Source organism: Streptomyces xinghaiensis S187, from assembly GCF_000220705.2.
Lineage (GTDB): Bacteria > Actinomycetota > Actinomycetes > Streptomycetales > Streptomycetaceae > Streptomyces > Streptomyces xinghaiensis.
Window position 1 is genome coordinate 4,290,205 of record NZ_CP023202.1, and the last position, 20,115, is coordinate 4,310,319.

Genomic DNA, 20,115 nt, shown 5'->3' on the forward strand with positions numbered 1-20,115 from the left:
CGCTCATCCCTCCACCGGGACGGCGTACGCGAAGCCGCCGTCCACCATCAGGTTGGCCACGGTCTCCAGTTCGGGCGGGCTGCCCGCCAGCCGCCGCAGGAAGTCGTCGAAGTCGTCGCCGCAGGGCAGCAGGAGCTGTTCGACCCGCTCCTGGACGGTGAGGCCGTCGTGGTCGCGCGCGTCGTCGTAGGCGCAGAACCACACCGAGCCGAGCGCCGAACCCTTCACCTTGACGGCGAGGAGCCCGCCCTGGACGAAGGCGACGCCCAGGTAGTCCTTGGTGAGGTGGTCGCGCAGGCACTTGTTGACGTAGACGAGGTCGTTGACGGCGGCCTCGTCGCGCACCGTGAAGAACGGCTGGTCGACGAGGAGGCCCAGTCCGGCGTCGAGCGCGGCGCCGACCGGCGCGCAGCCGCCCGCCGCCTTGAGGAAGGACCGGTAGGCGCCGGGCAGCCGGTAGCCGAGGTCCTCCTCGGCGCCGAGGACCTGCGCCTCGGTGACGGACAGGGCGCCCTTGGGCAGCCCGAGGTGGGCGGGCCGGGTCTCCTGCAGGGGGCGGGTGCCGCGCTTGTCCTGGTCGACGGAGGCGGTGGCCAGTCCCCCGTGGTGCCGCAGCAGTGCCTTGACCTCGACGGGCACGAGTTCCATCCGGCGGCTGTCCGGTACGTGGTGCCAGGTCCAGCCGTGCGGGGTGGCCACCGGCGGGAGGCTGCCCCAGAGGTCGTGGCCCGCGGTGTGCAGGGCGGCGTTGGCCGACACGTAGTCGGTGAGCCGGAGTTCGTCGACGCCGAAGCCCTCGGGCGGGTCGGCGATCTCGGCGGCCGCGCGCGCGTAGGGGGAGAAGTCCGGACGGCCGTTCTCGTCGATCCGCACGCCGCCGGGGTACCGGGCCGCGCGGACCGGGTCCGGGAAGTGCACGATCTGCCCGGCGTAGGCGGTGTTGGGTGGCGCGGGGTGTTCCCCCGCCCGGGGGCTGGGAGGCGCCCCCAGCCCGGGCCGGCCTGTCGTCATGGCGGTTGCCCCCTGCTGCGTCCGATGTTGGCGCACAGCCTATGCGGTGCCGGGGGTGGGGGTCCCGTCCCGGTGGCGGGGCGGGGGTGTACGCCATTCGGGGGTATTCGGTGCGGGGGCGCGGGGTCCTCGGGCGCCGGGGAGGGGCTCGTACGGGCCCTTGGCCGGGCGCCCGGGTGCCCGGAGGTGGCCGGGGCGGCTGCACCGGTGTTCGCGGGGCGGGCGCGCTTCCGTTCCCGGACGGCCCGGGATAACCCTTTCGGGGTGTCTGTCGTCTTTCCTGTGACGACCTGTCACCCGCCGGTGACCTGCGGTCGTGCGACGCGCGGAGGGTGCCCGCCGGACTTCCTGATTTCCCCGGCGGTTTGGCAGGCTGTCCCCGCAACCAGGGGGATTGCACAGGAGGGGATCCACCGAATGAGCGCCACCCAGGACCTCCCGGCAACCCCGCCGGGTGACCCGCGGCTGCGATGGAGCAGCGACGCCGGTCCCGCGCGGCCGCCGGTTCTCCGGCACCGCCGGGACGGCATTCTGCCCGCGGTCGCCGCGGCGCTCTCCGTGCGCGGGAAGACCCTCACCGCCACGGCGGGGCGGGGTGACCGGCCGCCGGTGCTCCATCCGCTGGTCCAGGATTTCCTCGACCGGCTCGGCACGGCTCAGCGTGAACGATTCACCGGCCGCTGCCCCGAGGCCCTGCTGCTCTCCCGGCAGCTGGCCGAGGTCGAGGGTGCGCGGAGCAAGCGGGCCGCCCGCCGGCCGCTGACCCACGGCGAGGCGCGGAAGGCGCTGAAGCAGGCCAAGCTGACGGCGCGGCACATCCGGGAGGACGGCGACCCCCGGCACGGCCGGTACGCCCCGCCCTGCCGGTCCTGCACGGCGCTGCTGGCGCATTTCGGCGTCCGTGCCGTCGACCCCTCGGTGTCCGCCCCGGACAGGAGCTGATGTGCGCGCTTTCGACCGTACGGCCACCGACCGGTTCGCGGTCGCCGTGGACGCCGCTCTGCGGAAGGCGGGCTGGCGGCCGGGCCGCTGGGACATCCGGCAGGCCGAGATGTGGGCCGACGGCCTGCGCGCCCATGTGTCGCCGGCGGGCCACCGGCACACCGTGTTCCCGGCGGCCGTCGAGGCGTGGGCCGAGTTCGGGGGGCTGCGGATCGCGGGTGCGCCCGCGGGGCTCCAGGTGGCGCCCACGACCTGCCTGATCGACCCGATGTGCGGGCTGCACCTGGCGCGGACGCTCTCCGACCTGGGGCGGGCGCTGGGCACGGAGATCTGCCCGCTGGGCGAGGAGGCCCCGGGCCCGGAGCCCGGCAGGGGGCGGGCCGTTCTGGCCGTCGACAGCGAGGGGCGGGTCTACAGCCTCGACCACACCGGTGACTGGTTCCTGGGGCACAGCGTGGACGCGGCTCTCACCACCCTCGTCACCGGCGGCCGCCCGGAGCGGCTGACGGTCGACGGCGGCTGAGAACGGCCGGGGGCGGCCGGGGCTTCCCCCGCCGGCTCCGCGGCCCGGCCCGCGCCGCCGGGTTCCGGCGGGAGGGCCACGGGGAAGCGGCGCGGGTCCGTGTACGACGCACACGTCATGGCCGGCCCGGTTGCGGAAGATCGGTATTCCGACTGGTCGCAGGGGTGCCGGAGGCCGGGGGCGCGGCCGGCGGTGCGGCCGGTGCGGGCGGCCGGCTCCTCCACCCGGCGGAGGCCCCTAGGGGGAGATCCGTACCCACGGGAGGAGCGGTTTCGTACCGCCGGAGGATGAGGGGCGGTCCGGTCGCTCCTAATCTGGTGGTGCGGTGCTCGGGGGCGGCGCGGCCGGGGACCCCGGGGTGGGGCCATCCCCACCGCGGGGAGGGTGCCCCGCCCCATCGTGCCGGACGGGCCGGGGCGGCAGGCTGGAGGCAGCCGGCCGGCGCGGCACCGTCCGTGCCGGCGGCCGGAACCGCGAGGCCACCCGGGACCACCGGGACCGGGTCACCGGACCACCGCACCACCGACCACCGATCACCCGGGCCGCAGCGGCCCGACACTGTTCGTAGCGACATAGGAGACATACCGTGACAACGGCTGTATCGAATCCCAGGACCGGGGGCAGCGGAGGACATACGGCCGTCGCGGCTCGTGCCCGCAAGGTCGTCAAGGCGTACGGCTCCGGGGAGACCCGGGTGCTGGCGCTGGACGGGGTGGACGTGGACATCGACCGCGGCCGCCTCACCGCGATCATGGGCCCCTCCGGCTCCGGCAAGTCGACCCTGATGCACTGCCTGGCCGGTCTGGACACCGTCACCGCCGGTGAGATCCACCTCGGCGACACGGAGATCACCGGCCTCAAGGACAAGAAGCTCACCCGGCTCCGCCGGGACCGGGTCGGCTTCATCTTCCAGGCGTTCAACCTGCTGCCCACGCTCAACGCCCTGGAGAACATCACCCTCCCCATGGACATCGCGGGCCGCAGGCCCGACCAGGCGTGGCTGGACCGCGTCGTGGACACCGTCGGCCTGCGGGACCGGCTGAAGCACCGGCCGACCGAGCTCTCCGGCGGCCAGCAGCAGCGGGTCGCGGTGGCGCGGGCCCTGGCCGCCCGGCCGGAGATCATCTTCGGTGACGAGCCGACCGGCAACCTCGACTCCCGGGCCGGCGCCGAGGTGCTGGGCTTCCTGCGCCGTTCCGTGGACGAGCTGGGCCAGACGATCGTGATGGTCACCCACGACCCGGTGGCCGCCGCCTACGCCGACCGGGTCCTCTACCTCGCCGACGGCCGCATCGTCGACGACATGCCGGACCCGACCGCCGAGCGGGTCCTGGAGCGGATGCTCAGCCTCTCGGCGGACGAGGGCCCCGGACACGAGGCCCCCGGGCACGCGGCTTCCGGCCTGTCCGCACACGCCCCGTCCGACCCGGCCGCGTCCGCCCGCGGGAGGGCGTGATGACCGTCCTCAAGACCTCCCTGCGCAACTTCGTCGCGCACAAGGGCCGCATGGTGCTCTCCGCCGTCGCGGTGCTGCTGTCGGTGGCGTTCGTGTGCGGCACGCTCGTCTTCACCGACACCATGAACACCACCTTCGACAAGCTGTTCGCCTCGACCGCCTCGGACGTCACCGTCTCGGCGAAGACCGACGAGAACGCCCAGCAGACCGGTAAGGCGCCCACCATCCCCGAGGCCACGGCCGCCCGGCTGGAGAAGCTGGACGGTGTGGAGAAGGCGCAGGCGGACGTCTTCGACGAGCGCGTCACCCTCGTCGACGACCAGGGCAACAACCTCTCGCCGGACACCGGTGCCCCCACCATCGCCAGCGACTGGGGGGCCGAGGAGGACTCGGTGATGGAGCTGGTCTCCGGTCACGCCCCGCGCGGCCCGACCGAGGTCATCGTCGACGCCGACACCGCCGACCGGAAGAAGCTGGAGCTCGGCGACGCCGTCAAGGTCATCTCCTTCCGGGGCACCACCGAGGCGGAGATCACCGGTATCGCGAAGTTCACCGCCACCAACCCCGGCGCCGCACTGGTGTTCTTCGACCGCCCCACCGCCCAGGAGAAGCTCCTCGGCTCCACCGACCTGGTCAGCCAGGTGCTGCTGACCGCGGCCGACGGCGTCACCGACGAGCAGCTCAAGAAGGACGTCATCGCGGAGCTCGGCGGCGGCTTCGAGGTGAAGACGAAGGACGAGGCGGCCGACTCGGCCGCGGACGAGGTCGGCGGCTTCCTCGACTTCATGAAGTACGCGCTGCTCGGCTTCGCCGGGATCTCCGTCCTGGTCGGCATCTTCCTGATCGTCAACACCTTCTCCATGCTGGTCGCCCAGCGGACCCGCGAGATCGGCCTGATGCGCGCCATCGGGGCCAGCCGCAAGCAGGTCAACCGCTCCGTGCTCACCGAGGCGCTGCTGCTGGGCCTGGTCGGCTCGCTGCTGGGCATCGGCGCGGGCATCGGCATCGCCATCGCCCTGATGGAACTCATGGGCCTGGTCGGGATGAACCTCGACACCTCCGACCTGACCGTCAAGGCGACCACGCCCCTGATCGGTCTGGTGCTCGGTGTCGTCGTCACCGTCGTCGCCGCCTACCTCCCGGGCCGCCGGGCGGGGAAGGTCTCGCCGATGGCCGCCCTGCGCGACGCGGGCACCCCGGCCGACGGCCGGGCCGGCCGGGTGCGGGCCGTGGTCGGGCTGGTCCTGACGGCCATCGGCGCGGCCGGTCTCGTCCTCGCCGCGCGGGCGGACGAGGCCGGGCAGGGGGCGCAGTTCCTCTCCCTGGGCATCGTGTTCAGCCTCATCGGCTTCGTGGTGATCGGCCCGCTGCTGGCGGGCGTCGTGGTCCGGGCGATCAGCGTGGTCGTGCTGCGGCTCTTCGGGCCGGTGGGCCGGATGGCCGAGCGCAACGCCCTGCGCAACCCGCGCCGTACGGGCGCCACGGCCGCCGCGCTGATGATCGGCCTGGCGCTGGTCGCGGGGTTGTCCGTGGTCGGCTCCTCCATGGTGGCCTCCGCCGAGGAACAGCTCGACAAGTCGGTCGGGGCGGACTTCATCGTCGGCTCCGACACCGGTCAGCTGATCACGCCGGAGGCGGAGCAGGCGGTCAAGGACACCCCCGGCCTGGCCCACGTCACCGACTACAAGTTCGTCCGCGTCGAGCTGTCCACGCCGGACGGGAAGAAGACCGAGACCGGTCTGGCCGCCGCCGACCCGACCTACGCCGAGGACCTGCGGGTGGAGACCGTGGCGGGCGAGCTCTCCGCCGCGTACGGCGAGGACGCCCTGTCCGTCCCGGAGGACTTCGCCAAGGACCACGGCATCGAGCTCGGGGAGACGGTCACCGCGGAGTTCACCGGCGGGAAGTCCGCGGAGCTGGAGGTGGCGGCGATCACCACCCAGGACACCTCGGTCGACCAGGGGGCGATGTACGTCAACATCGCCACCGTGGAGCGGTACCTCCCCGAGGGGAAGATGCCGGCGAACATGATGATGTTCGGCAAGGCGGAGGAGGGCAAGGCCGACCAGGCGTACGCCGCCCTGAAGGACAGCCTGAAGGACTACCCGCAGTACAAGGTCCGCGACCAGGCCGACTACAAGGAGACCCTGCGCGACCAGATCGGGCAGCTGCTCAACATGGTCTACGGGCTGCTCGCCCTGGCGATCATCGTGGCCGTCCTCGGTGTGGTGAACACCCTCGCCCTGTCGGTGGTCGAACGCACCCGCGAGATCGGCCTGCTGCGGGCCATCGGCCTCTCCCGGCGCCAGCTGCGCCGCATGATCCGCCTGGAGTCCGTGGTCATCGCCCTCTTCGGCGCGGGCCTCGGTCTGGGCCTCGGCATGGCCTGGGGCGCGGCGACCCAGCAGCTGCTGGCCCTGGAGGGCCTGGGCGTGCTGGACATCCCCTGGCCGACGATCATCACCGTGTTCTTCGGCTCGGCGCTGGTGGGACTGATCGCGGCCCTGGTCCCGGCGTTCCGGGCCGGGCGGATGAACGTGCTGAACGCCATCGCGACCGAGTAGCGCGGCCGCCGGCCGTCTCGAACGCGCGGGCTCCGGACCACTCGGCGGTCCGGAGCCCGCTCCGTTCCCGGCCCGGATGGCCCCTGCCTGCCCCCTGATCCCTGCGTCCTGTTCCCGCGGGCCTCCGCCGCCGCGCGGCCACGGCTGTCCGTGCGGCGACGTAGGCTGAGAGCGTTACCCGGACCGTCCGCCCGCCGCAGCACAGCCGCGGCGGGGACGTGCCGGGCCGTTCGCGTTGCCCATCTCCTCCCGGGACGGAATAAGCCCCCATGAGCCTGCACGGTCTGCTCGACGCCGTCGTCCGCGACCCCGCGCTCGCCGAAGCGGTGCGGGCCGCCACCGACGGCCGGCGTCCGCACGTCGATCTCGTCGGCCCGCCGGCCGCCCGCCCCTTCGCCGTGGCGGCCCTGGCCCGGGACACCGGGCGGCCCGTGCTGGCCGTCACCGCCACCGGCCGTGAGGCCGAGGACCTCGCCGCCGCCCTGCGCTGCCTGCTGCCCCCGGACGAGGTCGTGGAGTACCCCTCCTGGGAGACGCTGCCGCACGAGCGGCTCTCGCCGCGCTCCGACACCGTCGGCCGCCGCCTCGCCGTGCTGCGCCGGCTCACCCACCCCTCGGCCGACGACCCGTCCGCGGGCCCCGTGCGGGTCGTCGTCGCCCCCGTGCGCTCGGTGCTCCAGCCGCAGGTCAAGGGGCTCGGGGAGCTGGAGCCGGTCAGCCTGCGGCAGGGCGAGAGCGCCGATCTGGCCGAGATCACCGAGGCGCTGGCGGCCGCCGCGTACGCCCGGGTCGAGCTGGTCGAGAAGCGCGGCGACTTCGCCGTCCGCGGCGGCATCCTCGATGTCTTCCCGCCCACCGAGGAGCACCCCCTGCGGGTGGAGTTCTGGGGTGACGAGGCCGAGGAGATCCGCTACTTCAAGGTCGCCGACCAGCGCTCCCTGGAGGTCGCCGAGCACGGCCTGTGGGCGCCCCCCTGCCGCGAGCTGCTGCTCACCGAGGACGTGCGGCGGCGGGCCGCGGAGCTCGCCGAGCGCCGCCCGGAGCTGGGCGAACTCCTCGGGAAGATCGCCGAGGGGATCGCGGTGGAGGGCATGGAGTCCCTGGCGCCGGTCCTGGTCGACGAGATGGAACTGCTGATCGACGTCCTCCCCGAGGGCAGCATGGCCGTCGTCTGCGACCCGGAGCGGGTCCGCACCCGCGCGGCCGATCTCGTCGCCACCAGCCAGGAGTTCCTCCAGGCGTCCTGGGCGGCCACCGCCATGGCGGACACCGGCGAGGCCCCCATCGACGTGGGCGCGGCCTCCCTGCGGGGCATCGCCGAGGTCCGGGAACGGGCCCGGGAGATCGGGATGCCCTGGTGGTCGGTCAGCCCCTTCGCGGCCGACGAGGAGGCCGGCGGGGACACCGTCAAACTGGGCATGCGTGCCGCCGAGAGCTACCGCGGCGACACCGCCCGCGCGCTGGCCGACACCAAGGGCTGGCTGGCCGACGGCTGGCGCGCCGTCTACCTCACCGAGGGCCACGGCACGGCGGCCCGGATGGCCGAGGTCCTGGGCGGCGAGGGCATCCCCGCCCGGCTGGAGGACGGCCTCGGGGACGGACCGGAGGCGATCGCCCCGTCCGTCGTCCACGTTGCCTGCGGCACCCTCGACCAGGGCTTCACCGACCCCGGCCTCAAACTGGCCGTGCTCACCGAGACCGACCTCACGGGCCAGAAGACCGCCGGCAAGGACGGCGCCCGGATGCCGGCCCGCCGCCGCAAGACCATCGACCCGCTGACCCTGGAGGCGGGCGACTACATCGTCCACGAGCAGCACGGCGTCGGCCGCTATCTGGAGATGGTGCAGCGCACCGTCCAGGGCGCCACCCGCGAGTACCTGCTGGTGGAGTACGCGCCCGCGAAGCGCGGCCAGCCCGGCGACCGCCTCTACATCCCCACCGACCAGCTGGAGCAGGTCACCAAGTACGTCGGCGGCGAGGCCCCGACGCTGCACCGGCTCGGCGGCGCCGACTGGACGAAGACCAAGGCCCGCGCCAAGAAGGCGGTCAAGGAGATCGCCGCCGACCTCATCCGGCTCTACTCGGCCCGGATGGCCGCTCCCGGCCACACGTTCGGAGCGGACACCCCCTGGCAGCGCGAGCTGGAGGACGCCTTCCCGTACGCGGAGACCCCCGACCAGCTCACCACCATCGCCGAAGTCAAGGAGGACATGGAGAAGTCGGTCCCGATGGACCGGCTGATCTGCGGCGACGTCGGCTACGGCAAGACGGAGATCGCGGTACGGGCCGCCTTCAAGGCCGTCCAGGACGGCAAGCAGGTCGCGGTGCTCGTCCCCACGACCCTGCTGGTGCAGCAGCACATGGGCACCTTCTCCGAGCGCTACGCCGCCTTCCCCGTCAAGGTCAAGGCACTGTCCCGTTTCCAGACCGACACCGAGGCGAAGGCCGTTCTGGAGGGGATGCGGGAGGGGTCCGTCGACATCGTCATCGGCACCCACCGGCTGTTCTCCTCCGAGACCAAGTTCAAGGACCTCGGGCTCGTCATCGTCGACGAGGAGCAGCGCTTCGGCGTCGAGCACAAGGAGCAGCTGAAGAAGCTCCGTGCCAACGTCGACGTGCTGACCATGTCCGCGACGCCCATCCCGCGCACCCTGGAGATGGCCGTCACCGGCATCCGGGAGATGTCCACGATCACCACCCCGCCGGAGGAGCGGCACCCGGTCCTCACCTTCGTCGGCCCGTACGACACCAAGCAGATCGGCGCCGCCATCCGCCGCGAACTGCTGCGCGAGGGACAGGTGTTCTACATCCACAACCGGGTGGAGTCCATCGACCGGGCGGCCGCCCGGCTGCGCGAGGCCGTGCCCGAGGCGCGGATCGCGACCGCGCACGGCCAGATGTCGGAGTCGGCGCTGGAGCAGGTCGTCGTCGACTTCTGGGAGAAGAAGTTCGACGTGCTGGTGTCCACGACGATCGTCGAGTCCGGCATCGACATCGCCAACGCCAACACCCTGATCGTGGAACGGGCCGACACCTTCGGCCTCTCCCAGCTCCACCAGCTGCGGGGCCGCGTCGGCCGCAGCCGCGAGCGCGGCTACGCCTACTTCCTCTACCCGCCGGAGAAGCCGCTCACCGAGACCGCCCACGAGCGGCTGGCCACCATCGCGCAGCACACCGAGATGGGCGCGGGCATGTACGTCGCCATGAAGGACCTGGAGATCCGCGGCGCGGGCAACCTCCTCGGCGGCGAGCAGTCCGGGCACATCGCGGGCGTCGGCTTCGACCTCTACGTCCGGATGGTGGGCGAGGCGGTCGCCGACTACCGCGCCTCCCTGGAGGGCGGCGTGGAGGAGGAGCCGCCGCTGGAGGTCAAGATCGAACTTCCGGTGGACGCGCATGTCCCGCACGACTACGCGCCCGGCGAGCGGCTGCGCCTCCAGGCGTACCGGGCGATCGCCTCCGCGAACTCCGAGGAGGACATCGCCGCCGTCCGCGAGGAACTGACGGACCGGTACGGAAAGCTGCCGGAGCCGGTGGAGAACCTGCTGCTGGTCGCCGGCTTGCGGATGCTGGCCCGCTCCTGCGGGGTCACGGACATCACGCTCCAGGGCTCCAGCATCCGCTTCGGGCCGGTGGAGCTGCGGGAGTCGCAGGAGCTGCGGCTGAAGCGGCTCCACCCGCGGGCGGTGATCAAGCCGGCCACGCGGCAGCTCCTGGTGCCGCGCCCGGCGACGGCCCGGATCGGCGGCAAGCCGCTGGTCGGCCGCGAACTGCTGGCGTGGACGGGGGAGTTCCTGACGACGGTGGTGTCCTGACGGCGGTGTCGTAACGGCGGTGGATGAGGGAAGGCGATGAATCCCACGGAGGCGCACCACGGACTGGCGGCCCACGAAGTGGTGATGCTGCTGGAGACGGACCCCCACCGGGGCCTGGACGAGGGCGAGGTGGCCCGGAGGCAGCAGCGCTACGGCCCCAATGTGCTGCCGGCCGCCACGGGTGGCGGCCTGCTCCTGCGGGTGCTGCGGCAGTTCCACCATCCGCTGATCTATGTGTTGCTGGCCGCGGGCACGATCACGGCCCTGCTGCACGAGTACACGGACTCCGCGGTGATCTTCGGCGTCGTGGTGGTCAACGCGGTCGTCGGATTCGTGCAGGAGTCGAAGGCCGAGGCCGCGTTGGACGCCCTGCGGTCGATGGTGCAGACCCGGGCCCGGGTGGTGCGCGACGGCCGCGAACGGATGGTGCCCTCGCAGGAGCTGGTCCCCGGTGACCTGGTGCTGGTGGAGGCGGGGGACAAGGTCCCCGCCGATGTGCGCCTGATCCGGCCGGTGTCGCTGCGGGTGGACGAGTCGGCGCTGACGGGCGAGTCGGTGCCGGTGGCGAAGGACGAGACGGTGCTGCCCGCCACGGCCGCGGTCGCCGACCGGCACAACATGCTCTACTCGGGGACACTGGTGACCGCGGGCAGCGGCACCGGTGTCACGGTCGCCACCGGCGGCGAGACGGAACTGGGGGCGATCCACCGGCTGGTGGGGTCCGCCGAGACGCTGGTCACCCCGCTGACGGCGAAGCTCAACCAGTTCAGCAAGGTGCTGACGGTGGCCATCCTGGCGCTGGCGGCGCTGACCTTCGGCATCGGCCTGGCGCGCGGGCAGGACGGGGCGGAGACCTTCACCGCCGCGGTCGCCCTGGCCGTGGGCGCCATCCCCGAAGGGCTGCCGGCCGCGGTCACCATCACGCTGGCCATCGGGGTGGCGCGGATGGCGCGGCGCAAGGCGGTGGTCCGCCAGCTCCCGGCGGTGGAGACGCTGGGCAGCACCACGGTCATCGGCTCGGACAAGACGGGCACGCTCACCGAGAACCAGATGACGGTCCGGGCGGTGTGGACCCCGGACGGGGCCGAGTACGAGGTGACCGGGTCGGGATATGCGCCCGAGGGGGAGATCGTCCACGGAACGGACGGCACCGTGGCCGCGCCCCGGCCGCGCTCGGCGCTGTGGTGGACCCTGCTGGCCGGGGCCGCCTGCAACGACGCGGCCCTCACCCACGAGGAGGGGCGGTGGGGGCTCGTCGGCGATCCGACCGAGGGCGCGCTGCTCGTCGCGGCCGCCAAGGGCGGGCTCGACCCGGCTGCGCTCCCGGGAGAGTACGCCCGGGCCGGCACCCTTCCGTTCAGCTCCGAACGGCAGTTCATGGCCACCCTCCACCGCGATCCCGGTTCCGGCGGCGGCACCGGCCACGTCGTGCTGGTCAAGGGTGCGGTCGAACGGGTTCTGCCGCTGTGCGGCGGGCAATCGGCCGCGGACGGCACCGTCCGGGAACTGGACGCGGACGCCGTGCTTCGCGCCGCGGAGGGCCTGGCGGGCCGGGGGCTGCGGGTGCTGGCCACCGCGGTGCGCACGGACCCGGACCCCCGCGCGTTCGGTGAGGACACGCTGGACGGCACCCTGACCCTGACCGGGCTGCAGGCGATGCTCGACCCGCCGCGCCCGGCGGCCGCGTCGGCGGTCCGGGCCTGCCACACCGCCGGGATCACGGTCAAGATGATCACCGGGGACCACGCGGCCACGGCCGGGGCCATCGCCGAGCGGCTCCATCTCTTCGGTGACGTCGGAGGCTCGCGCGGCGACGCGGGAGTACTCACCGGCGCCGACCTGGACGCGCTGCCGGCGGAGGAGTACCCGGAGGCGGTGGACCGCGCACGGGTCTTCGCCCGGGTCTCCCCGGAGCAGAAACTCCGGCTGGTCGAGGCGCTGCAATCGCGCGGCCACGTGGTGGCCATGACCGGCGACGGCGTCAACGACGCTCCCGCCCTGCGCCAGGCCAACATCGGCATCGCCATGGGGCGGGGCGGCACCGAGGTCGCCAAGGAGGCGGCCGACATGGTGCTCACCGACGACGACTTCGCCACCATCGAGGCCGCCGTCGAAGAGGGCCGCGGGGTGTTCGACAACCTCACCAAGTTCATCGTGTGGACGCTGCCGACGAACATGGGCGAGGGCCTCGTCATCCTGGCGGCGATCCTGTTCGGCTCCGCGCTGCCGATCCTCCCCACCCAGATCCTGTGGATCAACATGACCACGGCCGTGGCGCTCGGCCTGATGCTCGCCTTCGAGCCGAAGGAGGCCGGGATCATGGCCCGGGCTCCGCGCGATCCGGACAGACCGCTGCTGACCGGTGCCCTGGCCTTCCGTGTCGTGCTGGTCTCCACGCTGCTCGTGGCCGGATCCTGGTGGCTGTTCAGCTGGGAGCGGGCCGAGGGCGCCGGGCTGGCGGAGGCGCGCACCGCCGCGCTCAACCTCTTCGTCGTCGTCGAGTTGTTCTACCTGTTCAGCTGCCGCTCGCTCACCCGCTCGATGTGGCACATCGGTCCGTTCAGCAACAAGTGGATCATCGGCGGTGTCACCGTGCAGGCCCTGGGCCAGCTCGCCATCACGTATCTGCCGGCCATGAACACCCTGTTCGAGACCACCCCGATCAACGGGGAGACCTGGCTCCGCATTCTCGGCATCGCCGCCCTGGCCTCGCTCGTCGTCGCGGTCGACAAGCGCCTGCGGCGGCAGTGGGTGTAGCCGCAGGGGGCCCAGGCCCGCGCTCCGTACCCGGTGAGCGCCGGGGCGCGCACACGGCGGCGCCCGTACCCCCGTTCGCCGGGGGTACGGGCGCCGCGCCCCGGGAGGGGACGGGGAGGCCGGGCGGGGCCGGGGAGAGCCCTGCCGGGCCGGTCAGCCGACCGTGAAGGTGCGGGAGACGCCGGTGAAGCCGTCGATCTCCCCGAGGAGGTTGCGGCTGTCCCCGCGGTGGACGAACCGGTACGTGCCCGGGGCGGCGTCCGCCGGGATCTCCCAGCCGGTGGTGGCCGTGGAGACGGCCGCGTAGGAGCGCTTCCAGCGGTAGGTGGTGGACCAGTCGTTGTCGGTGGCCACCGTCCGCCAGCCGTTCGCCGTCTGCCGCTGCACCTCCAGGAACGTGCCCTCGCCGCGCAGGTTGTTGCGCGGGTGGCCGGTGTAGAAGACGGCCTCGGCGCGCTCACCGGGCGCGTAGCCCGCGGCCGGCTGTTCGGCGAGGTCCCCGAACTGCTTGCCGAGCGGCGGGGAGTCCAGGACGACGCCGGGCTTCACGTCGAGCTGGGTGTTGCCGAGCCACGGCGGCCGGACGGCGCTGGGGGTGGGCTCCCCGGAGCGGAGCGCGGAGGCGAGCTCGGCGAACTCCTGCTGGTAGGCGGGGAGGGTGTAGCGGCCGAAGTGGGTGGACGCGCCCTCGTAGTGCTGGGCGTCGTACTCCTCGGGCGTGGTGACGTAGCCCGAGTAGGCGTTGGAGTAGCCGGCGAAGACGGTGTGCCGGGAGGAGGGGCCGAGCTTCTCCGCGACGGTGTCCATGACGCGGTGCCCGGCGACGACGGTGAACTCGGCCGGGGCCGCGGTCAGCGTCAGCTGCCCGATACGGACGAGCTGCAGGGGCAGGATCTGCGGGGTCCAGGACGGCTTCTGCACCCCGGTGGTGATGAAGACCGGCTTGGGCTTCTGGCACTCGCGCACCGCGGCGGGTGTCGGGGCGACGACCGCCCCGGCGACGGTGAGCAGGGGGTTCGGCTTGAGCTCGCCCTCCTCCGCGATGTCGGGCCCGGGACCGTCCTCGGCGCCCGCGGTGAAGCCCTGGCCGAGCGCCGCCGGGCAGGTGCTGTGCGTCCGGCCGTCGCCGGTGTACGCGGGGCCGACCTCGACGCCGGAGAAGTCGACGTAGCGCTGGCGGTGGGCGATGGGGCCGGTCAGCTCCTCCTTGGCCGCGTTGAAGAGTTCGACGGCCTTGCCGGCCTGGAGTTTCCCGATGATCTCGGTGTTCTCGAACTCGTCGTCCGTGGGGCCCTTGGCGCCGCCCTCGCGCAGATTGGGCGACATGTCGCCGGCGTTGGACTGCGGGAAGGCCGCGACGAACTTCCCCCGCTCGCCCCACTCGACGCCGTTGACGTCGTGCTCGACGTGGTACTGCGCATAGCCCTTGTTGTCCGGGCTGATGAGGGTGTTCTCCGGGGTCATGGAGGTGGCGTGGGTGGCGAACCAGCTGACCATGCCGACCGGCCGGCCCTCCTGCTCGAAGCGGAGCACGGTCATCGAGCGGTCCACGCCGTCCGGGAAGCGCTCCCGGTCCTCGGCCGGGTTGCGCCGGAACGCCTCCTGGGAGCGGTTGACGTTGGCGCCGTCCAGCTCACCGGTGGCGATCTTGACCTTGCCGGGGGCGAGGTCCGCGTCGGCCGCCGCGACGGCCCGGACGATGCCCGAGACGATGGCCTCGTAGGTCTTCTTCTTGTGGCCCAGGATCGTCAGGTTGTAGAGCAGGTGGTGGGAGGGGCCGCCGGGGCCGGCGTGGGTGTGGGTGGCGGAGAGGACGACGTTGGAGTCGGTGTAACGGGAGCCGTAGCGCTCGCCGAGCCGGCGGATGACGTCCTGCTGCACCCCCTGCATGATCATGCCGAGGTCGGTGGAGACGAAGACCGTGCGGCCGCCGCTGCCGTCGGCGACCGCGAAGGCGCGGGCCCACTGGCGGGAGTGGATGCCGGAGGTCTCCTGGTCGAGCCGGGCGTAGCCCATCATGCCGACCTCGGCGGCCTCGCCGGTGATGTCGGCGATGCCCACGCCGACCCGGTAGCCGTCGGCCGCGGCGTTCGCCGGGGCCGCGGTCGCGGAGCCGAGGAGGAGCGAGCCGAGGGTGGCCGCGGCGGCGGTGAGGGCGACCGCCCGGCGGTGGCCCGGGCGGCCCGCGCGGCGCGGGCGGCGGTCTGCGGGGCGGGTGGTCCGTATCGGCATGCGTGAAGCCCCCGGGGGAGTGAGGGGAGGGCGGTGGTCCGGTGGCCGGGGCTTTCCGGCGCCCCGTCGCACCACGGGTCGGGGCTCAGGATGGGGCTGGGGTTACTGGCGGGTCAATAGGCGTGACCAAGTCGGCTTACGGCCGGTAACACCTGGGTGCCGGCGGGAGGTTTCCGCGAGGCCGGGCGGCGGGCGCCGGCCGCTGCCCACGCGTGTCCGGAATGCCGTACCGAACGCCGCCCGGCTCCCTTCCGGCCGCCTTCCGGCCGCCCCCGGCCGTTCTCCGATCACCGTCCGGCGGCCGGTCCGGGGGGCCGCCGAGGCGGGGCATACGATGCCCGGACCGGGGCCGCAGCCGCGCCGCGGCCCACCACTCCGCCCGCTCCGCTCCACCCTCCGCACCGCCGTGGACGCTCCGCCACCCCGATGGGACTGACGCCTTGTGATATCCCGCCGCCGTACCGCCCTGGCCGCCGTCTCCGCCGCCGCATCCGCCGTGTTCGTGCTCACCGGATGCGAACCCGGCTCCCTGGACGATCTCGCGGAGGACGGCGGCGGTGCCTCCGGTTCCGCGGCGGACGGCCGTTCGGCCGGCCCGCTCGACAACCCCGACGGCACGAAGCCGGGCCTCGCGCCCGTCACCGGGTCCGCCGAACGGGCCGAGGCGCGGAAGCTGATCGAGGAGGTGCGCACCAAGGGCCGCGGCCCGCGCACCGGTTACGACCGCGACGAGTTCGGCTACGCCTGGATGGACACGGCCGACGGGGTGCCGATGGCCCGCAACGGCTGCGACACCCGCAACGACCTGATGCAGCGGGACGGCCAGAAGCTGGAGTTCCGTTCCGGCTCCGACTGCGTGGTGGTCTCCATGACGCTGGCCGACCCGTACACGGGCAAGGACATCGCCTGGAAGAAGCGGGAGGCCACGGAGGTGCAGATCGACCATGTGGTGCCGCTGTCGTACGCCTGGCAGATGGGCGCCTCCCGCTGGCCGGAGGACAAGCGCCGGCAACTCGCCAACGACCCGCTGAACCTGCTGCCGGTCGAGGGCCGCGCCAACTCCGTCAAGGGCGACTCCGGCCCGGCGGCCTGGCTGCCCCCGCACAAGGCCGTCCGCTGCGCGTACGCGGTCCGGTTCGCGCAGGTGGCGGCCAAGTACGAGATGCCGGTGACCGCCCCGGACAAGAGCATGATGCTCCGGCAGTGCGGGGCCTGAGCGGAGAGCGCGCCGGGCCGGGGGCCGGACGGTCCGGTGGGTCAGAGTTCGAGGTTCCAGTGGCTGCTGTTGTACGACCAGCCGGGGCTGACCTCGACCTCCAGGGTCTTCGCCCCGGCCGGGGTGTCGAAGGCGAACTCCGCGGTGGCCGTCCTGCCGGGGACGACCGTGCCGTTGAAGCCCTGGCCGATCTTGTCGTCGAAGATGCTCTCGGCGGTCTTGCCGTCCTTGCCGGCGCGGGCGTCCACGGTGAGGAGGGCGGTGTCGAACTTCTCCTTGCCCTTGTTCACGACGGTCACCGTGACCTTGTAGGCCTTGTTGCCCTTCGTGTGGCCGATCGCGAACTCGCCGGGTGTGTAGGCGGTGTGCCGCGAGACGGTCACCTGGACGCCGTCGTCGTAGACGACCGTGTCGCCGGCCGCGTAGGTCTCCCCGCCGGCGGCGCCGGAGTCCGCCGCGCCGTCGTCCCCGGCCTTCTCCTTCCCGCCGCCTCCGCCGCCGTTCTCCGCGGTGGCGCCCTTCCCCCTGGTCTCCGAGACGGACTTGTTGATCTCCTTCACCGCGTCGTCCACGGCCATGAAGGTGACCACGCCCATGACGACCGACAGGGCCACGGCGACCGGGCCGAGGACAGCGCCCGCGGTGGCCGTGCCCTTGTTCGTCGCCTCGCCGCGCTTGGCCTTGCCGCGGCCGGAGAGCCCCAGGATCAGCGCGATGATGCCGAGGATCCCGCCGAGCCAGAACATGAACGGGATGACGCCCATGACGACACCGATGATGCCGAGGATCAGGGCCGCGGTGCCGAGTCCGTTGCGGGGCGGGAGCGCGTTCGGGGGCACGGGGGCGCCCGTCTGCGGCGGCGGACCGTACATCTGCTGGGACATGGGGACACCTTTCGACACGGCGAACGCGGGTCGTTCGTCAAGCGGTGGTGTCATCTGAGCAGATGATTGTGAACGGAGTCAATGTGTGTTCCTGTTCCGTCGCTTGTTCCATTGCCGTCCGCCCGGGACGGTCCGCCCTCCCAGGTGCCGGGGGCAGGGCGCGGGGTGTCCGGGTTCGGGCCCGTACGCACGGGCTGTCCGGCCGTGCGCGGCGCCGTCCGTCCCGGGAACGTCACAGGTGTGACCGGATCGTGAGCCGGATCTGTACAACCGCTGCCGCGCTGTCGGGGTCCCCGTATACGCTCAATTTGAGCCGCTCACCGGCACCCGTTCCCCAGGAGCATTCATGTACGGCCCCGTTCCCGTGCCGCCGCAGCCACGCCCCCCGGACGCGGGGAACGTCATCGCGCTGCGGGTCCTGTTCGTGGCGATGACGCTGATCCTCTTCGGGCTGCTGGCGTGGACGGCCATGCTGCGGATCGCCCTCCTCCGCCGCAGGGCTTCGGACTGGGTGCTGTTCGGCGCGGTGGTGGCGCTGACGATCACGTTCTTCGTCGTCGTCGACGCCGTTCCGGAGACGGACTGGCGGTCGGATGTCGCGGTCCTCGGCCTGATGGCCATGGCCGTCGCCGTCGTCGCCCATTACCTCGTCGCCGACATCCAGTACCACCGGCGGCCCGTCGCGGTGAGCCGGCCCGGCGGGCCCGGCGGCCCCGGCCCCTACGGCGCGGCGGCGCACCCGGCCCAGACGTACGCCGCGGGCGGCGTGCCGACCCGGCCGGGGGGCATCCCGGCGCAGCAGCAGCCACCCGGTGTGCCCGCGTACGGCTTCCCGCACACGCCCGCCGCCGGTCCAGCCGGGCCCGCAGGTCCCGCGAGTCCCACGAGTCCCAGCGGTTCCGCCACGCCCCCGCAGGGCCCGCCGCCGTCCGGGCCCGGAACGGGTGAGCCGTACGCGCCGGGCACCGCGGGCAGCCGGCCGCAGCCGCAGCGCATCCACCGCGTCCGCGCCGAGCTGGACGAACTCAGCGACCTGCTCCGCAGGGAAGAGGGCGGCGCCGCGGAGGACGGGAGCGGCCCCCGGTGAACGGCCGTGTGATCGCCGGGCGTTACGAACTCTCCACGCTGCTCGGCCAGGGCGGCATGGGGCAGGTGTGGCTGGGCTACGACCGCCGCCTGGACCGCCGGATCGCGGTGAAGCTGCTCCGCCCCGACCGCATGGCCGGCGCCCCCGAGGCCGAGGAGATGCGCCGCCGCTTCCTCCGCGAGTGCCGGGTCACGGCCAAGGTCGACCACCCCGGGCTGGTCACCGTCCACGACGCGGGCAGCGACGGGGACGACCTCTACCTCGTCATGCAGCACATCGACGGCGCCGACCTCGGCGACCACCTCGCCGAGCACGAGCCGTACCCCTGGCCGTGGGCCGCCTCCGTGGCCGCCCAGCTCTGCGCCGTGCTCTCCGCCGTGCACGCGGCGCCCGTCGTCCACCGCGACCTCAAGCCCCGTAACGTGATGCTCCGTCAGGACGGCACGGTCTGCGTCCTCGACCTTGGCATCGCCGCCGCCGTCGACACCGACACCACCCGCCTCACCCACACCGGCTCGCCCATCGGCAGCCCCGCCTACATGGCGCCCGAGCAGGCCATGGGCGGCGCCGTCGGCCCGTACACCGACCTCTACGCCCTCGGGGTGCTGCTGCACGAACTCCTCAGCGGCCAGGTCCCCTTCCAGGCGTCCACCTCGCTCGGGGTCCTCCACCGCCACCTCTACGACGCCCCCGTGCCGGTGCGCCAGCTGCGTTCCGAGGTTCCCGAGCCGCTGGAGGCGCTGGTGCTGCGGCTGCTGGCCAAGGACCCGCGGCACCGGCCGTCCGGGGCCCAGGAGGTCTACCAGGCGCTGGTGCCGCTGCTGCCGTCCCCCGGCTCGGCGCCCGGGGGGCCGCCCGGCCCGCTCGACCCCACCCGCCCCTTCCTCCGCCCGCACGCCCCGTGGCCCGACCGGGCCGGCGCGCTCCCCGCCGCGCCGGCCGTACTGCCCGCGCCCGCCGCCGCGATCCCCGACCCGCGCAGCGCGGCGGGTGGCGCGGCGGCCCCGCAGCGGACCGGCCGCACCGCGATCGCCGACGCCGTCGAGGAAGTGAAGCGGCTGCTCGACGCGGGCCGCCTCACCCAGGCCGTGGACGTCCTCGGCTCCGTCCTCCCGCTCGCCACCGCCCACCACGGCGAGCACTCGCCCGTCGTGCGGAGCCTGCGCAAGCAGTACGCCGCGACGCTCCTCGACGACGGCCAGTACCGCCGCGCCCTGCCCGAGCTGCGCCGGCTCGCCGCCGAGACCTCCGCCGGATCGGGACCGGACGCCCACCGCGAGGCGCTGCAGTTCCGCTACGAGGCCGCGCAGTGCCTGGAGCAGCTCGGCGAGGCGTCCGCCGCCATCGCCGAATACCGTGCGGTGCTGCCGTACTTCGAGCAGGACGCCGCCACCGGGCCCGCCCTCCCGCTGGAGATCCGCTCCCGCATCGGCGCCCTGCTGCACGCGGTCGGCGCCCACCGAGAGGCGCACGAGACGCAGTCGCGGCTGCTCGGCGACGTGGAGCGGATGTACGGCCCGTACCACCCGATGGCCGGCGAACTGCGCCGCGTGCTCGACCGCCAGCGGCAGGTACGGCTGGGCTGAGCACGGCGGGCGCGGTGGGCCGGTGCGCCCGCTGGGTGCCCC

The 20,115-nt window shown here is 73.4% G+C and carries 12 protein-coding genes; 9 read left to right on the forward strand and 3 right to left on the reverse strand.

What is annotated here, in order from left to right; translation table 11 throughout:
- Positions 1 to 3 precede the first annotated feature (3 nt).
- A complete protein-coding gene (locus SXIN_RS18425) occupies positions 4 to 1,011 on the reverse strand; it encodes an SMI1/KNR4 family protein (protein ID WP_039824366.1) in 1,008 nt (335 codons plus the stop codon).
- Between the two features lie 417 nt (positions 1,012 to 1,428).
- Between SXIN_RS18425 and SXIN_RS18430 the strand changes: the two genes are divergently transcribed.
- The 6 genes from SXIN_RS18430 (at position 1,429) to SXIN_RS18455 (ending at position 13,068) form a co-directional block, all read left to right on the forward strand.
- Positions 1,429 to 1,953: a YwqJ-related putative deaminase gene (locus SXIN_RS18430; RefSeq protein WP_019711751.1), complete on the forward strand. Its 525-nt coding sequence runs from the start codon at positions 1,429 to 1,431 to the stop codon at positions 1,951 to 1,953.
- A 1-nt stretch (position 1,954) separates the two neighbouring features.
- The gene (locus SXIN_RS18435) at positions 1,955 to 2,476 is read left to right on the forward strand and encodes an SUKH-3 domain-containing protein (RefSeq protein ID WP_019711750.1); all 522 of its coding nucleotides are present in this window, start codon (positions 1,955 to 1,957) and stop codon (positions 2,474 to 2,476) included.
- 586 nt (positions 2,477 to 3,062) lie between these two features.
- The gene (locus SXIN_RS18440; protein WP_050931220.1) at positions 3,063 to 3,932 is read left to right on the forward strand and encodes an ABC transporter ATP-binding protein; all 870 of its coding nucleotides are present in this window, start codon (positions 3,063 to 3,065) and stop codon (positions 3,930 to 3,932) included.
- Positions 3,932 to 6,496: an ABC transporter permease gene (locus SXIN_RS18445; protein WP_019711748.1), complete on the forward strand. Its 2,565-nt coding sequence runs from the start codon at positions 3,932 to 3,934 to the stop codon at positions 6,494 to 6,496. Before SXIN_RS18440 ends, SXIN_RS18445 begins: the two co-directional genes overlap by 1 nt.
- A gap of 269 nt (positions 6,497 to 6,765) precedes the next feature.
- Entirely contained in the window at positions 6,766 to 10,311 is a 3,546-nt protein-coding gene (mfd, locus tag SXIN_RS18450) for a transcription-repair coupling factor (protein WP_019711747.1), read from the forward strand.
- Between the two features lie 36 nt (positions 10,312 to 10,347).
- Positions 10,348 to 13,068: a cation-transporting P-type ATPase gene (locus tag SXIN_RS18455; RefSeq protein WP_019711746.1), complete on the forward strand. Its 2,721-nt coding sequence runs from the start codon at positions 10,348 to 10,350 to the stop codon at positions 13,066 to 13,068.
- 153 nt (positions 13,069 to 13,221) lie between these two features.
- On the opposite strand, the gene SXIN_RS18460 is transcribed toward SXIN_RS18455, so the two are convergent.
- Positions 13,222 to 15,300, reverse strand: coding sequence for a neutral/alkaline ceramidase (locus SXIN_RS18460; protein ID WP_095757237.1), 2,079 nt, complete (start codon positions 15,298 to 15,300; stop codon positions 13,222 to 13,224).
- Between the two features lie 442 nt (positions 15,301 to 15,742).
- Here SXIN_RS18460 and SXIN_RS18465 point away from each other — a divergent pair, with 442 nt between their 5' ends.
- Positions 15,743 to 16,516, forward strand: coding sequence for an HNH endonuclease family protein (locus tag SXIN_RS18465; RefSeq protein ID WP_019711744.1), 774 nt, complete (start codon positions 15,743 to 15,745; stop codon positions 16,514 to 16,516).
- A 41-nt stretch (positions 16,517 to 16,557) separates the two neighbouring features.
- Here the strand turns inward: SXIN_RS18465 and SXIN_RS18470 are convergent, their stop codons facing one another.
- A complete protein-coding gene (locus SXIN_RS18470; protein WP_019711743.1) occupies positions 16,558 to 17,400 on the reverse strand; it encodes a DUF4190 domain-containing protein in 843 nt (280 codons plus the stop codon).
- Between the two features lie 346 nt (positions 17,401 to 17,746).
- Here SXIN_RS18470 and SXIN_RS18475 point away from each other — a divergent pair, with 346 nt between their 5' ends.
- Together SXIN_RS18475 and SXIN_RS18480 are read left to right on the forward strand one after the other, a co-directional pair.
- The gene (locus SXIN_RS18475) at positions 17,747 to 18,487 is read left to right on the forward strand and encodes a hypothetical protein (protein ID WP_095757238.1); all 741 of its coding nucleotides are present in this window, start codon (positions 17,747 to 17,749) and stop codon (positions 18,485 to 18,487) included.
- Positions 18,484 to 20,073 carry a serine/threonine-protein kinase gene (locus SXIN_RS18480; protein WP_095757239.1) on the forward strand — a complete coding sequence of 530 codons (1,590 nt, stop codon included), beginning with the start codon at positions 18,484 to 18,486 and terminating at the stop codon, positions 20,071 to 20,073. The genes SXIN_RS18475 and SXIN_RS18480 overlap by 4 nt, the downstream gene beginning before the upstream one ends.
- The last annotated feature ends 42 nt before the right edge of the window (positions 20,074 to 20,115 follow it).